General features: G+C 61.8%; 12 protein-coding genes and 2 pseudogenes. 5 read left to right on the top strand and 9 right to left on the bottom strand.

The annotated features are described in order from the left end of the window. Window positions 1–166: 166 nt before the first annotated feature. Window positions 167–1,006, bottom strand: coding sequence for an HD domain-containing protein (locus E7813_RS15325; protein WP_291575271.1), 840 nt, complete (start codon window positions 1,004–1,006; stop codon window positions 167–169). A 282-nt stretch (window positions 1,007–1,288) separates the two neighbouring features. Between E7813_RS15325 and E7813_RS15320 the strand changes: the two genes are divergently transcribed. The 5 genes and pseudogenes from E7813_RS15320 to E7813_RS15300 all read left to right on the top strand — a co-directional run bounded on the left by E7813_RS15320 (window position 1,289) and on the right by E7813_RS15300 (window position 4,318). After that, complete coding sequence (locus tag E7813_RS15320; RefSeq protein WP_291575270.1) at window positions 1,289–1,528, top strand: PilZ domain-containing protein; 240 nt, start codon at window positions 1,289–1,291, stop codon at window positions 1,526–1,528. Between the two features lie 171 nt (window positions 1,529–1,699). After that, window positions 1,700–1,918: pseudogene (locus E7813_RS15315) on the top strand (MFS transporter); the annotation flags it as partial. A 179-nt stretch (window positions 1,919–2,097) separates the two neighbouring features. Continuing rightward, the gene (locus E7813_RS15310) at window positions 2,098–2,514 is read left to right on the top strand and encodes a hypothetical protein (protein WP_291575268.1); all 417 of its coding nucleotides are present in this window, start codon (window positions 2,098–2,100) and stop codon (window positions 2,512–2,514) included. Between the two features lie 112 nt (window positions 2,515–2,626). After that, window positions 2,627–3,349: a methyltransferase gene (locus tag E7813_RS15305; RefSeq protein WP_291575266.1), complete on the top strand. Its 723-nt coding sequence runs from the start codon at window positions 2,627–2,629 to the stop codon at window positions 3,347–3,349. A 168-nt stretch (window positions 3,350–3,517) separates the two neighbouring features. Next, entirely contained in the window at window positions 3,518–4,318 is an 801-nt protein-coding gene (locus E7813_RS15300) for a hypothetical protein (RefSeq protein ID WP_291575264.1), read from the top strand. A 454-nt stretch (window positions 4,319–4,772) separates the two neighbouring features. On the opposite strand, the pseudogene E7813_RS15295 reads toward E7813_RS15300, so the two are convergent. From E7813_RS15295 to mgtE, 8 genes and pseudogenes are all read right to left on the bottom strand, one after another. Further along, window positions 4,773–5,965 (bottom strand): annotated as a pseudogene (locus E7813_RS15295) (M20/M25/M40 family metallo-hydrolase). 195 nt (window positions 5,966–6,160) lie between these two features. Next, window positions 6,161–8,863 carry a M1 family metallopeptidase gene (locus E7813_RS15290; protein ID WP_291575262.1) on the bottom strand — a complete coding sequence of 901 codons (2,703 nt, stop codon included), beginning with the start codon at window positions 8,861–8,863 and terminating at the stop codon, window positions 6,161–6,163. Between the two features lie 27 nt (window positions 8,864–8,890). Continuing rightward, entirely contained in the window at window positions 8,891–9,850 is a 960-nt protein-coding gene (locus E7813_RS15285) for a catechol 2,3-dioxygenase (protein WP_291575261.1), read from the bottom strand. Window positions 9,851–9,868: 18 nt separating this feature from the next. Further along, window positions 9,869–10,729: a hypothetical protein gene (locus tag E7813_RS15280; RefSeq protein WP_291575259.1), complete on the bottom strand. Its 861-nt coding sequence runs from the start codon at window positions 10,727–10,729 to the stop codon at window positions 9,869–9,871. A gap of 7 nt (window positions 10,730–10,736) precedes the next feature. Then, the gene (locus tag E7813_RS15275) at window positions 10,737–11,429 is read right to left on the bottom strand and encodes a 4-carboxy-4-hydroxy-2-oxoadipate aldolase/oxaloacetate decarboxylase (RefSeq protein ID WP_291575257.1); all 693 of its coding nucleotides are present in this window, start codon (window positions 11,427–11,429) and stop codon (window positions 10,737–10,739) included. After that, on the bottom strand, window positions 11,426–12,142 hold the full coding sequence (locus tag E7813_RS15270) for a PIG-L deacetylase family protein (protein ID WP_291575256.1): 717 nt from the start codon (window positions 12,140–12,142) through the stop codon (window positions 11,426–11,428). The genes E7813_RS15275 and E7813_RS15270 overlap by 4 nt, the downstream gene beginning before the upstream one ends. 81 nt (window positions 12,143–12,223) lie before the next feature. Beyond that, complete coding sequence (locus tag E7813_RS15265) at window positions 12,224–13,483, bottom strand: MFS transporter (protein ID WP_291575254.1); 1,260 nt, start codon at window positions 13,481–13,483, stop codon at window positions 12,224–12,226. Window positions 13,484–13,634: 151 nt separating this feature from the next. Continuing rightward, window positions 13,635–14,975 carry a magnesium transporter gene (gene mgtE, locus E7813_RS15260; protein ID WP_291575275.1) on the bottom strand — a complete coding sequence of 447 codons (1,341 nt, stop codon included), beginning with the start codon at window positions 14,973–14,975 and terminating at the stop codon, window positions 13,635–13,637. Window positions 14,976–15,331: the final 356 nt, after the last annotated feature.

Raw genomic sequence — 15,331 nt, 5'->3', positions numbered from 1 at the left:
CCGATTCCGAAGAGAAGCGCGAGCCCGTGAGAGACATCGACACTGCAGCGGTGGATAGCCTGAAAGTGCTTGACCTCAACCGGCCGATTAGAGAAGCGGAAGTCGCGTTTCGGGACCGTCAGGTCAGCTTTTGAACCATCTCGGACATCGGCCCGGTTGCCGAATTTCAGCGCTGGGGCCCCATGAAGCGGTGTGAATGCTCCGCACACAAAATGTGATGGTGCAGGTTTGCTATCCATTGCCGACCCGAGACCGTCATATTCAGATATTTTATTCCATCCTCGATGTGGGTTGAAACACTATCCCAAAAGAAGGCCGGGTACTTATCAATAATATCAGCCGGTGATGAGTACCCTAGCTGTCGGTTCATACCCATTTCTTCAAACTCAACGTAAAGTGCGTTTGCCTTCCGTGAATACATCGGGTCGCCAAGCTGGCCTATGAGATCGGCTGCCTGGACTAGTTTGGGCTCTATGTTGTCGTAAGAGCGATCCGCACGCGCAGGAAAGCGCGTCATTTCAATTGCAGCGGCTACTCGAGACGCGTCGATGGTGGGTGACTTTCCAAGGCGCTCAAAGGCAAAGATCTTCGATCGATCGACGTGATAAGGCGCCAGCGCTGCGTCAGATGAGCCACGAGGCAGCGTAATTCTCTTTCCGCTCTCGTCCACTACAAATTCGGTTTCGGTGTCGCCGCTCAGAACGCCGCGCATGTAGCCGATATCATGCAATAGGCAAGCGATGATCAGATGACTATAATCAGTAGGTTCTATTCGTTGTGAAAGCGTCATTCCCTCTAGAATGTCCCGTCCAACCATCGTGACTTGTAACGTGTGCTCGTAGTTGTGGTAGAGAGCGTCGCTTCTGGCGAGACATTCGATCGTACTACGCGCCAAGGAGCCTAAACGCTCCGCCATATCGTCGTGTGCTGGACCAAAAACACGGCGAAAGTCTTTGGCAATAAACTTGCCCAACTTGTTGGCCGCAATTGCGCTGATTGCCTTCAAGCGCCCATCCCCCAAGACGGCAAGATGCTACCATGCCGGGCAAAAAGTGAAAACGGGGGGACGGGATGACCAGTGCCCTAACCCATGGCACTGCGCAATGATGCCCGTCGTCCGGGTCGAACTTGGCTGAACCGAACGGCACGACTTCTCAGGCCGGATGCTGCTGCGGTTGGCGAGGCTCGGCCTCCTGGGCACTCCGGGCCTCGTCCCTCCAAAAGCCGCCTCAGTTGGCGGCGCGTCTCGCTTTATCAATTAGTTAAGGTTCTGTCGTATTTTGCCGCAATGGAAGACCACCGTATTGCATCGCGACATCGCGTCTTGAAGGCCGGCACGATTGAGTTCGGCGGCGGCGCTATCGATTGCACGGTCCGCAACCTCTCGAACAGCGGTGCGTTGCTGGAAGTGACTAGCCCGGTTGGCATTCCCGATCACTTCAGCTTGGTCTTTCCGGCGGAAGGGCGGCTAGTTCCCTGCCAAGTTGTATGGCGGAAAGAGAAGCGAATCGGCGTCAGATTCGATTAAGGTCGCCTCAGGTTGGCGGCCTCTTTTCACGTCAAGCGACGCGGTCGACGTCGCCTATTGGCACTTAACGGACATCGCGCGAGGTCCGCCTTGAGTCCGCTATGAGGTACAAAGCGGAAAACATATGCTCAGCTAGAGGTTTTCCGCTAATGACCCAACTGAGACATCGGGGCTCCGGCGGAATTGCGCGCTACAGCCTATGGCATCTTTAATCTGGCGATTGGGCTTGCGCTCCTTGTCGCGAGCGTTCTCGCCGGCGCGCTTTGGGATAGCATCGGTTCCCAGGCCACTTTCCTCTCAGGCGCGGCATTCACTGTCCTTGCTCTCACGGGTCTTGCTGTAACCCGACGTATCGCGCCGGCCGTCGGCCAATCGCCAATGTCCGTTTAGGGTGATCATTCTTCACATCAGGTTCGCTTTTGACCCCAAGCGGCCAGGAGGGGTGAATTTACCGCGAAGGGTTTTGCAGGTGAGTCGTCGCTCTTGGCGAGATGTATTAGCGTTTTCAAGTGCCTGCGGCTCGGGACCCGAATCGCGACTGCGGCGGCTCAATTGGCGGGAGATTTCAAATGCCGCTGCGGCTCACCGATGAACAGGCGCGTCTGGTTGCCAAGCTCGTCAGTGACGCGAAGACAACATCTGGTCTTAGCAATGACCAGATTGCGGACGAAGCGGGCTTCGCTGAAAAGACCGTGCGGGGTGTTCTGAAAGGGCGATGCCGAATCCGCAAAACCGCAAGTAAAGTATGCAGGGCTCTCAAAATCGATCTTGATGTCGTGCTCAACGAGGCTTCCCTGAGCGATGACCGTTTTCCCCCGCCACGGATCGAGGGCGACACTCAGGCGCGAGCCGTGCGTGGCGCGCTTGAGGCGTTTCTCGCGCGGGACGAGAATCGCTTCCGTCGGTTGTTTCTAAAAGGGGAGCCGCTTGTGCCCGAACCAGCCGAGCGGCCAGGACCGAGATTCTCGCTGCGGCCGGCTATTTGAAAGCGACCACCGCAGGCGCCGTCAGGCCTTGCGTGCGCGTGTTTTTCTTGGACGAGCTCTAATTGCGACGGACCTCCTCGCCCGTGCGGAGGTCGACCAGGTCTTCTCGCTGATGTTCGAGCAGGTGTTCCTCGTGCGGTCGATGGATGTACGGAAGGGCGATCACGTTCTGGAGCTATGTCTCGGTTCTGGCGTGAACGCGCTCGCCGCAGCACACCGCGGCGCCGCGAGGGTCGTCGGTGTCGACGTGAGCGAGCGAGCGCTGGCATTCGCATCGGCGAATGCCGCCGTGAACTTGTCGCGGGAGCGCGGCGAGCCACCGCTCGAGATACTGCGCGGGAATCTGTTCGAGCCTCTCGCGGCGGAGGATCGCTTCGATCTCATCCTCGTGAACCCTCCATTCGAACCGGTCCCGCCGGGTATGCGGTACTTTCTCCATTCCCACGGCGGAGAGGACGGTCTTGACGTTATCCGCGCGCTGCTTCCGGGCGTCCCCCAACGACTCCGCCCCGGCAGACGATTCGAGATGTTTACGTGGACGCTGAGCGACGACAGACTGGAGTGGGCGACTGATCTCGTACTCGCCGCGTTCCCGGACTTCCGCGTAGAGGTGCGGCGCGCCGAGCGGGCGCCGCTTGAGGTCTGTTTCACCAAGTTCCGTGATCGCCCCGGTTATGCCGTGTGGCGGGACCGGCTGATCTCGCAAGGCGTGACAGGTGTCTGGGGCCTCCATGTCCGCGCGCTACGCGACGGACCAGCAGGACTCGTGCGCATCGACGCGATGGACGAGGTCCTCGCGTGCAACGCGACGATCTCGCAATGGCGGAGATCGTAGCACACGAGGACCGCTCCTGTGACCCAACTGAGACATTGGCCGGCTAGTTGCCGCAAGGTTTCGCTCTCAGCCCGGCCGCCGGCTCTTGCCCGCCAGCGAAATTCTTGGGACATTCGCCGACGAGATGCCACTACCAGGATGCGGGCACCAGATCGGAAACTGGCGTGAATGCGAGCCGTTCAACCCATTGCGATTTCTGCGGCAGCGATCGCGGCTTTTCTGATCGCGACGGTACCGCTGCGATGCGCCGCTGCCGAAGCCTCCCCTGACAGCCAGCGCCGTTTTGATATCGCGCAGACCTCGATGGGTGTCCCCGACGCCGCCCCTGTCCATCCGGCGCCGAGCCTGTCTACGCCATCGTCGCCGCGGCTCTGCAACGGGCAGTCGGTCGAGCAGCGAATTCTGTATGAAGATAATTTCACCAGTTCTTCCGGCAATTGGGAGCGAGCCGACGGGGTGAGGATTGGCGATGGCCGGATGGATATCACGCTCGGAACGGATTCGATGGTCCGCACAGTGCTCAACAGGAGGAGGCTGGCGGGACCAGGCGGAGATTTCTGTGTTCGCTTCAAGCTGGCGGAGCCCGATCCAGACAATGGGTCGTCGGGAAGCATCGTTTTTTGGGCTCAGGATGAGGAGAACGGGTTCACCGTGGATTTCTGGTCGAACGGCGCTTTGAATTTCGGTCGATCGACCAACGGGACCTGGACCGAGCTTCTGGCGATGGACGATTCCCAGAGTGCGTGGAAAGGAAACGATGACGTCACCGAACTGCGCGTCGTTGCCGGGAACGGACTGCTGAAGATTTGGCTGAATGGCGCGTTGACAAAATCTACCGAACTCGCATCCCCGCAAGGGAATTTTCGCTTTGGGGTCTATGTCGAGATGGATAAGGAGCCGGCCGCGCCCAAGCACTTTCAGTTCACCTATTTCAATGTGTTGGAGATTTACAGCTCGTTGGGTCGATGAAGTCGACGTCGAATAGCTGCGGCCCGGCCCTGCGGCGGCCCGCAACCGAAAGCTGCACGGACAGGAGCAAGACGAGGGAAGAGGTACATCATAGGGAAGCTGCTGGCCGAAGAGACCAAGGACGTGCCGGCAAGCCCGGGGGACGATGGCACCATCCAAGGAACCCAACAGGATCGGAACCGACTCTGCCGGCAGGTTGAGACAAATCAAAACCGCCTGACCTGCGCCTGATAAGGTGTGTTTATACCGAGTGGCCTGTCGCACAGACTGTTACGGTTACGAGGTCCGGTCTCCTAGGCACACCGGGCCTCGTTCTCTTTCCGCTCCCGTTGGTGGCCTTTTTCCGATCAGGTGTGTGTCGCTGCGTCAACCGTTAGCCGATCCATGGCTGGATTCTTGCCGGCTGTGGATCCCTGGCGACAGGATTTCGGTTCCATTCGGGAACACAGGCACATCACCGCGTCGTCGCGAGTTGTACTGCGAGTGCACACGCCCGGTCGTATTCGTCGAGATTGATCCATTCGTCAGTCGTGTGCGGCTCGTTCTGTCCCGCGCCGAAAGTTACGGTCGGAACACCGTGGCGGACCATCCAGTTCGCGTCGAGCCCGCCATTCGCGGCACGGATGGTCGGCGTTCCGCCGATATCGGATACCGCAGCGGCCGCGCGCTTGACCACCGGCAGGCTCTCCTTCATGCGGAACGGATAGTAGTCGGTCTCGGCCTTGAACTTGACACGGCCTGACTTGCCCTCGCTGTTCTTGACGCGCTTTGCAGCCTTCTCGAACGCGGTCTTGTAGGCTTTGGTGATTTCCTTGAAAAACTTCGCATCGTGGCTACGGCTTTCTCCGCGCACGTGCACGTAGTCGGTGACGACATTGGTGGCGTCCCCGGCCGGCCGGCCGTCGCCACCGGTGACGGGACCGACATTGCTGGTGCCTTGCCGCTTGCCTTTCACCACCTTGCCAAACCAGCCGCCCGCCTTCACGTCGGCGAGCGCAAGCGCCAGGATCATGGTCGAACTGATCCCGCGCTCCGGCGCGACCCGGCATGCGAGGCACGACCGAAGATTTCGACCTGCCAGCGGTCCGCGCCGACGGCACCGATGGTGACATTGGATGCCGAGCCGCCGTCGTAGTTGAAAGCCATGATCGGCGAGCGGATATCCTGGGTTTTGACGCGGCGCGCACCCCATAGTCCGCTTTCCTCGCGCACGCAAAAAAGGAGCGTGATCGGCGGATGGTCGAGCTTCTGCTTCGCGAGCTCGGCCGCCAGTGTAACGAGAACGCCGCAGCCGCAGCGGTTGTCGCCGCCGAGCGCGGTCTTCGCTTGGTTGACGATCTTGCGGCCGGCAACCTTCGGCTTCGCTCCGGCGCATAGCGGCACGGTGTCCATGTGGGTCATGAACATGATCCGCGGCTGGTTGTGCATCGCGCCGCGGCCGGGCAGGTCGACAATGAGGTTGCCGGTCTCGGTCGGCACGGGAATGCGCGTGTTGGCGTCGTCGAGGCGGATCGCGTCTGCCGGCACCCCTCCCTCTTGCAGCGCTGCGGTGAGTTCTCGCCCTATCGCCGCCTCCTTTCCGGTCACGCCCTCGACGGCGAGGAAGCGCATGAGGCGATCAGTAGCGGCTTGAATGTCGAAAGACATGACCTATCCCTTCGATGAGCGGTTTTCGTCAGCATCCTTCGCGGCACCTCTTTTCGCAAGGCATCGCATGAAACAAAATTGCAGCTGGCGGCGACCGATCCAAAGCGGCTGAGGACACCGGCGCAAGGCCCATTGAACGCCCGACTGGATAGAATTCCGAGAATCGTCGCCACTCACTTCATCGGCTGCTGCCTCTCAACGCCCCCTGCTCCTGATCCAGGTGTCGATCGCCGGCAGCGCGCGGGTCCTGAGATCGGCCGAGAGCGCGATCGTTTCCAGCGCGCGCGCGGTAATGACGCGGCCGCCGGTGGTCGCCTGCGCCGGAGCAAAGTGCGCCAGTTCGGCGGCATGGGCCTCATCGCTGAAGTTGGTCATGAAGTCGGCGACGAAAAAATCGCGGAACGAAGGTCCCTCCTTGGCGGCGAGCGCGTCGAAATTCATCCGCACGAAGTCCCAGGCCAGATCGGGTTGCTCGCCGGAGGAGGCCACCGTATTGATCACGCGCTCGACGATGGTTTTCGGCAGTTCATCGGTCAGGGTCAGTTGCAGCGTGGCGCGGGCAAGATCGGGGTCGCGCGCGCTGGCGGCGGCGAAGTAATAGCGCACGCGCTCGCTCGTGACCGTGGTTTTGCGCGCCAGTGCCAGCAGCGCATCGTACGTGGCGCGATCGGCGCCGATGCCGGCGAGATGGATGACGGGATCGCGCAGCGCGTTCGGCAGCGATAACGGATTCTGCAGGAAGCCTGCGAACCGCCGCCTGGCCTCGGCGAGGATATCGGCATCGCCGAATTCGCCGAGCGCCTGGATCAGGCTCGAACGCAGCAAGGCGGTGTCGCTATCGCTGTCCTTTGCGTCAGCGCTGCTGGCGTCCCAGCCGAGCCGGTCGAACACCGGCCGCAATCGGGCGCGCGCATAATTTCGCAAGCCATCGCGCTCGCTGCGGCCGCGCGCGAGAAAATCGAGTCTCTTCAAGGCGGCGATCACCTGATCCCACATCGCGCGGTGATCGTCGTTGCGGATTTGATCGACCAGCGCAAGATAGGACGGCGGCTCGGCGCGGCCGGCCTGCATCAGCGCCCAGCTATCGCTGACGAAATCGACCCGGTCGGCCGGCGTCATCTCCGCCAGCGACTTCACCAGGGCGGCCCGGCTTTTGGGACCGTATTCGACCCGGTAGTAACCGACATCGCCCAGATTGACCTTGACGGCCTCGCCGCAGGATCCCGCCGCGATCTCGGCAGCGCTCTCCGACAGCAGGATGTTTGCCGGCTGCGTGGCGCGGAGCGGCCCGACCGTAACAGGAATGTGCCAGCTACGATGCGGCCAGACGGTCCGGGATTGCGAAGGCGCTATCACAAACCGATCCTGCCGCAGCGTCATGCGCTGGTCGCCGCCGCTGCAACCGGTTTCGGCGATAACCAGCGGCACGCCGTCCTGCTCGGTAAAGGAGGCGGCAACGCCGGTCACCGGCTTGCCGGCCGCACTTTCGAGCGCCTGCCACAGATCGGCGGTGGTGGTGCTGCCATAGGCGTGCGTCGCCATGTATTTGCGGATGCCTTCGGCAAAGGCCTGGTCGCCGAGATAGCTTTCCAGCATGCGGATCAGCGCCTGGCCCTTGTTGTAGGTGATGCCGTCGAATGCGACCAAGGCTTCGCTCTGGTCGGCGACCAACTGCTGGATCGGATGCGAGGTGCGCCGGGCATCGAGCACCATGGCGTACTGTTTCGCCCCGTTGTTGTTGAGCCAGGTCTGCCATTGCGGATAGAAATGCTCGGCGGCCTTGACCTGCATCCAGCTCGCAAAGCCCTCGTTGAGCCAGAGGTTGTCCCACCAGCCCATGGTGACGAGATCGCCGAACCATTGATGCGCCATCTCGTGCGCCAGGACGCTGAAGATCTCGCGCCGCGCCGTCTCGGCGTTGGTGGCGGGGTCGAACAGCAGCCGGCTTTCGAAAAACGTGATGCCGCCCCAGTTCTCCATGGCGCCGCCGAACCCGCCGGGCACCGCGATCAGATCCAGTTTCGGCAACGGATACTTCACGCCGAAATATTCGTTGTAATAGTCCAGCAGCTTGACCGCGTTCTCCAGCGCAAAGCGTCCCTGCTCTGCCTTGCCGGCGGTCGTGACCACGCCGACGGTCGTACCGTCGGCTTGCCCGGTAAATCGCTCGAGCTCGCCGGTCGAGAGCACGAACAGGTAGCTCGACATTTTCGGCGTCGGCGCAAACGTAATCTGCTTCAGGTTCGGTGCGATCGCCTCTTCCCGCGCCACCGGCATGTTGCTCACGACGAGGAAAGCATTGGGCACCGTGACGGTCAGCGCAAAGGTCGCCTTGAAGGCGGGCTCGTCCCAGCACGGAAAGATCCGCCGCGCGTCGGCCGGTTCAAGCTGGCTCGACAGCATCCGCTTGATGCCCTTGCCGGTCGGGTAATCGACAAAGAACAGTCCACGGGCAAAACTGTTTATCTTCGCGGTGAAGTCAATGCGAAGCCGGTGCGCGCCCGCCGCGAGCGGTTGCGCAAGACTCAGCGTCGCGGTCTCGGCGGCGGCATCGAGCGCGACCTCGGCGCGCTGCGCATCGCCATCGACGGTGGCGGCGTCGAGCGTCATGTCGACCGCGTTGAGGACGAGCCGCGCCGTGGGTTCGCGCACCTCGACATCCACGACCTCAACCCCGGCCAGCGTGAGGCGTTCGAGGTCGGGGGTCAGTTCGATGGTGTAATGCAGCGGAATGACCGCCTTCGGCAGCTTGCCCGGCGTTGCATCGAAGGAATAGACCGGCTCGGCGACCGCACCGCGGGAGCTCGGCAATGCAAGCACGAGCGTTGCGACCAGTGCCGCGGCCAGGTTACTCGCCGCGAGCATCATCGTGAGCCGTTTCCGGGCGTCCAGTCTCATCAGCAAACCTTCCGCGATCCGCTCGCCTCAATCCGCTGAGACCGGCGGCGTGCCATGGGTATGAAAGGATTCGATGGTCTTCAACCCCCATGCCTGGCCTTTCTTGCGTTCTTCCTCGGTCCAGACGATCGGCTTCCAGTCCGGCGCGAGAATGAGACGGGCGCCGGCATTGGCGACCTCGACGCGGTTTCCGCCGGGCTCGTAGACATAGAGGAAGAACGTCTGCTGAATCGCATGCTTGTGTGGGCCGGTCTCGATGTAGACGCCGTTCTCCAGAAAAATATCGGCAGCGCGAAGCACGTCCTCGCGGCTGTCGAGCGCGTGGGTGACGTGATGGAAGCGGCCGGGCGTATTGGAGTGATCGTGCGAATAGGCGAAGTCGTAGCTCTTGTTCGACATCGTCATCCACATCGCGGCTTCGGTGCCGTCGTTGAGCACGATCTGCTCGGTCAGGCGGCAGCCGAGATACTTCTCGAAAAAGATACGATTGGCCTTGATGTCAACCGCAAGACAATTGAGGTGATCGAGCCGGCGGACATTGACGCCGCGCGCGGGAAAACGCTGCGCCTGGTTTTTCAGCGCGGGCCTGAGTTCGGGTGGCGCCTGGTACCATTCGGTCTCGTAATAGAGCTCGATGATATGGCCGTCGGGATCGCGGCAGCGAAACGCCGGGCCCTGCCCCATGTCGCCGTCGGTCCAGCCGATCTCGAACCCCGAGCCTTTCAACGCCGCGACGCGGCGTTCCAGCGCCTGCTGGCTTCGCGCCCGCAGCGCCATGTGCTCCATCCCAGAGGTTTTCGAGGCCGTCAGCTTGAGCGAATAGCGTTCGTAATCGTCCCAGCCGCGCAAATAGACCGAATCTCCCTTGCGGCCGCTGATGGTCATCCCCATCACGTCGACAAAGAACTTCAGGCTTTCGTCCGGCTTCGGCGTCAGCAATTCCATGTGACCGAGATGGGCGAGATCGAAGATCGGCTCCGGCTTCATTGGCCTGTTTCCTTTGTTCTAACGCAGCGTTCGCGTCAGGTCGTCGAACAGCTCATCCACGGTGAAGGCGCGCGGAACAAGCTGTTGTTGCGCGGCATAGCGGCTGATCAGCGCCAGCGAACGGCTCATTTCTTCGGCGCTAAATTGCGGCGGAGCGGGCCGGGCATCGGCAGGTGCAGCAGCGGCGCCGGCTAGCAGCAGCCGGAAAACCTCCCGCACCGCGTTCGGGTTCGTCCTGGACAGCGCCTCGCTGACCACGACCATATGGTTGATCGGCACCGCCCTGTGTTGGGCGAACCACGATTTCTCTTCCGCCGCGGCGTCGGGAAACAGCGCCTTCAGGCCTTCGCGTTCCACCTTCTCCCCAAGCACCGCATCAAGTTCGCCATCGAGCAGCATCTGGATGATCTGCTTGCCCTGCGGCGCCCGCAGCGTGGTGTCCTGGAATTCGGCGACATGCGCGTCCTCGAACGTCACCCATTGGATCGAATCGAGATCGACGCCGTAGTCGTTGGCGAGAATGCCGCGCAGCCACGCGCCGGTCGTGGTGGTGAAGGAGCGAATGCCGACCCGCTTTCTCTCGAGATCGCGTGGCTTCAGGTTCCCGAGCTCGGCCCGGTAGACGGCATAAGCATGCTGGAACCGCGCCACCACCACGCTTGGCAGCAGCACCATCGGCTTGCCGAAGCTTTTGGCCATCAGGTAGGTGACGATCGCCATCTCCGAAACGTCGAAGGCGCCGTCGCGCACCATCGGCTTGAAGCCCTTGTTGGTGGGCGAATATTCCGTGAAATCGAGCGTGATGGAATCAGACTTGACCGATCCATTCTTGAGCGCCGCCGTGCAGGGATGGTCGCCAAGCAATGTGCGCAGATGCATCGTCACCTCAATCGGACGGGGGTTCGTCGATATAGACGAGGCCGGCCTTCGCCAGTGGTTCGCGCATATTGTACATGTCGAGTCCGAGCTTGCCGGCGGCGAGCTGCTTGCGCTTGCCCTCCTCGTCGGCATGGCGCTTCTCCGCCTTGGCCGCGACCTCGGCGGCATCCTTCTTCCGGATCACCACCACGCCATCGTCATCGGCAACGACCGCATCGCCCGGTTCGACATTGATACCGGCACAGACCACGGGAATGTTGACGGCGCCCAGCGTGGCTTTCACCGTGCCCTTGGCCGAAATCGCCTTCGACCACACCGGAAAACCCATCTCGCGCAGCGACTTCACATCGCGGCAGCCGGCATCGATGACCAGGCCCTTGACGCCGCGCGCCATCAGCGAGGTCGCCAGGAGATCGCCGAACATCCCGTCGGTATTGTCGGCGCTGCAGCCGACCACCAGGATATCGCCCGCCTGGCACTGTTCGACCGCGACATGGATCATCCAGTTGTCGCCGGGATGCACCAGCACGGTGACCGCGGTTCCCGCCGCTTCGCCGCCGGCCCATGCCGGGCGCAGATAGGGCTTCATCAGCCCGGCACGGCCGTAGGCTTCATGCACCGTCGAGGTGCCGAGCGCGCCGAGCCGTTTGACTACCGCGGCGTCGGCGCGTTTGATGTTCCTGATAACGACCGTCTTCATGCCAGTTCCTCCATCGCCATCGGGAATAGCCGCTGATAGGCCTCGCCATAGGTCATGGCCTTGCCCGAGTTGCGGCCGCCCTGCATGCCCCGCTGCAAGGCCACCCGCTCGTAATAGGCCCACAGATGCTTTTGAGCCGCGAGAATCTCGAAGGTCTTGCGCTTGATGTCCCAGACCTCGTCGATGTTGAGGATGACCTGCGGCTTGAAATTGCACATTTCCGGCTGATGCGGCTCGAACAGGAACACCGGCGGCGCTGAGTAGCTGTAATCCGCCTGCGGTTTGTGACCCATCGCCTGCGCCACGATCCGCGCCTCCTGCGCATAGGCCGCGGCGGCCGGATGATCGACATTGTAGGGATCTTCCAGCGCATGCGTCAGCACAAAGCTCGGGTTGAGTTCGCGGTAGACGTCGATCAGCCGTTCCATATGCGCCCCGGTAAGGTGCAATGGATAATCGCCGGCATCGAAGAATTCGATCTCGGCGCCAAGGGCCGCCGCCGCACGCTCGGCCTCGTCCTTGCGGCCGGACTTGACCTTTTCCAGCGTCATGCCCGGCTGCTTCCAGGCGAACTGGGATTCGCCGCGCTCGCCGAATGCCAGGCACACGATCTTGACGCGGTAGCCTTTGCTGGCGTGCAGCGCGATGGCGCCGCCGGCGCGCCAGACGAAGTCTCCCGGATGGGCCGAAACCACCAAACCTGTTTTTGCCATGGCATTCCCTGTGCGTTGCCAATTTTTTAGAGACCGAATGTAGGCGGCATCGGCGCTAAACGCAAAATTCGACGGCCCTGTTTATTTCGCGTTCGCCGGCGCGTGGACGTGCCATAAATCCGCGCGCCAGTGCAGGACAATGGCCAGCAATAGCGTCAACCCGGCGGCGGCATAGAGGGTTTCGGTGGCGGCAAATCCTACCTCGTCGATCAGGCTGCCGGCCGCCACCAGACCAAGCGGCAGGGTGTAGATCACCAGCATCCGCACGCCCATCACCCGGCCGCGGAAGTGCTCGCTCGCGGTGCGCATCAGGATAACCGCGATCGAAATCATGCACAGGCTTTGCGAGAAGCCCACCAGCATCAGGCACGCAATCGCCGCCGGCATCGTGTGCATCTGTGCAAACACCATCAGCGTTCCGTACCACACCACCGTCGATGCGATCATCAGCCGCGCCACCCGGATGCCGCCGATCAGGCTCAGGGCAATCGAACCACAGAGCGACCCCACCGCAAAACTGGCCGACAGATATCCCAATCCGGTCTGATTGGTGCCGTAGACCTCGCGCGCGACATAAGGCAACAATCCGTTGGTCAGGGGGTAGGCAGTCAAATTGACGAGGCAGGCGATCCAGATTGCCGCGCGCATCCTCGCGCTGGTCCAGACATAGGCCACGCCCTCCTTCAGGTCGCGCAACGGTGAAGTACGTAACACATCGACACCTGCTTCATCGGCGGGATGTGGTTTCGGAGGCGCTACCACACAGAGGGTCAGCAGCGTGCTCGTGACATAAAGGGCGACGATCGCGATATAGGCCTGCCCGATGCCGAGCGAGGCGAACAATCCGGCGCCGGTCAACGTTCCCGCGATCCGTGCGGTGTCCATTGTGGTTCGTGAAACACTGATCGCACCGATCAAATAGTGATGCGGCATGATGTTAGCGACCAGCGCGCCGCGGACGCCAAGATCGGAAGGCCGAACCAGGCCCGTGATGGCCACGATGATGAAGACGTAGAGCGGGGTCAGATATCCCGTCAGCGCCAGCGTCATGAGTGTGGCCGCCAGCGTCGCATAGGTCGCGCGCATCATGGCGAGCAGGTCGCGCTGACCGATGCGGTCGCCGACCACGCCAAATATCGGAGCAATCAGCGTGCCGCCGTAGTTGAGCGATGCAACCAGCGTCAACAGCAGCACCGACCGGGTCTCGACCAGCACATACCAGCCGAGGATCAGCGCCTCCATCTCGAACGCCCAGGAGGTGAGCAGGTCGGCGGGCCACTGGAAACGATAATTCCTGATCCGGAAGGGAGCGAGCGCGGTCGGCCGCGCGACCTCGCTCAAGACTCGACGCCGCGATTCATCGCGTTCCACCCTGCCCTGTTTCTTGTTGTTTCTTATTGTTCCGGGAAACGGATTTCCCTGCAATGGAAATCGTTTCCCTAAGGGGGGATACCGTGTTGATATTGCCGGTGTCAATCTCGGGATACGACGCCTACAATAGTGTTCCCCGCAGGATCAGCGACGCAACGCTGAAGTAGATCACGAGACCGGTGACATCGACGAGGGTTGCCACGAACGGCGCCGAAGCGCTGGCTGGGTCGAAGCCGATCCGTTGCAGGATGAACGGGAGCATCGACCCCGTCAGCGAACCGAACATGACGATCCCGACCAGGGCGGCGCCGACCGTCAGCGCGATCAGTACCCAGTGCTCGCCGTAATCGTAAAGGCCGAGATACTGCCACAGCGAAATGCGGACGATGCCGACCAGACCCAGCATCGTCCCGAGGGCCAGTCCATTCGGAATTTCCCGCAGCGCCACCCGCCACCAGTCCCCGATCTCAAGCTCGTGCAAGGCCAATGAGCGTATCAAAAGCGAGGTGGCTTGCGATCCGGAATTGCCTCCCGAGCTCATGATCAGCGGAATGAACAGCGTCAGCACGATCGCCTTCTCAAGCTCGCCTTCGTAGCCCTGCATCGCCGAAGCCGTCAGCATCTCGGACAGGAACAGCGCGCATAGCCAGCCGCCGCGCTTCTTCATCATCTGCCAGAAGCCGATTTCCATATACGGCTCGTTGATAGCCGCCATGCCGCCGAACTTCTGCACGTCCTCGGTGGTTTCCTGCACGATGGCGTCGATCACGTCGTCAACCGTGACGATGCCGATAACGCGGCCGTGGTCGACGACCGGCACCGCGAGCAGGTCGTATTTCGAGATCAGGCGCGCGACATCTTCCCGGTCCATCAGGGGCGTGACGGTGATCAGCCGGCCCGGGCGGGCGACCGAGAGCACCGGCGCCTGCGGATCTCCGGTGATGAGCCGGCGCAGGGTAATGGTCTTGACCAGCCTCTTGCTCAGCGGATCCAGCACATAGATCGCGTAGACGGTCTCCCGGCTGCTTTCCACGTGACGGATATAGTCCAGGGTCTGCTGGACCGTATAGTTCGAGGGAACGCTGGCGAATTCCGTCGTCATGATCGATCCGGCGGTGTCCTTGGGATATTGCAGCAGGCGGCGGATGTTGACCCTGGTGTCGGGGTCCAGAAGATCCAGCAGTTCCGTGCAATGCGGTTCTTTTACCTGGTGAAAGATGTCGGCAACGCGGTCGGCGGACACGCCGGCAAGCAGCGTGGCGGCGACGTCCCGCGGCATCAGCGTGACCAGTTCGGGTTCGCGCTCAAGCCCGGGCTGATCCAGCACTTCGATCGCTCGGTCGGCCGGCAAATGAAGCAGGACCGCGGTCGCAAGCTCCGGCGGCATGTCGTTGATGGCCTCGACGATGTCCGGCGCCCGCTCTTCCAGCATGCTCGCAGCCAGAAAAGCCGGATTGGCCATGTCGGAGCCTTTGGCAACGGGATCGACGATGTCGGCATCAGTCATCGCTTGGTCTCCTAAAGGCCGCGCGTGTCTGATAAGCCCAAGATTTGAAACTGTAAACGGACAACCAAATCACGCGCGACAGCGGCCGATCCTGTAGCGCTCCTATGCGATCGATGCCTGGTTGCCCTCGCATTCCTATCAGGCCCGGGAAGATATCGGCGGCGTGAATTGGCCGGCCGGCCACAGCCTTTCCAACCCCCACCAAACCTCAAAACGCAACGGCGGCATTCGAGAACGGACATCGTCGCGAACGATCGTCGACTGCCCTGCGAAATCGAACCCGAGATCGCCGGCAAGCTCCCCCTCCGACC

The sequence above is a fragment of the Bradyrhizobium sp. genome, from assembly GCF_004799405.1.
In the GTDB taxonomy this organism is placed as follows: Bacteria; Pseudomonadota; Alphaproteobacteria; order Rhizobiales; family Xanthobacteraceae; genus Bradyrhizobium.
Note: the sequence above shows the minus strand (reverse complement) of the source record. Positions and strands in the feature narration are given on the sequence as shown.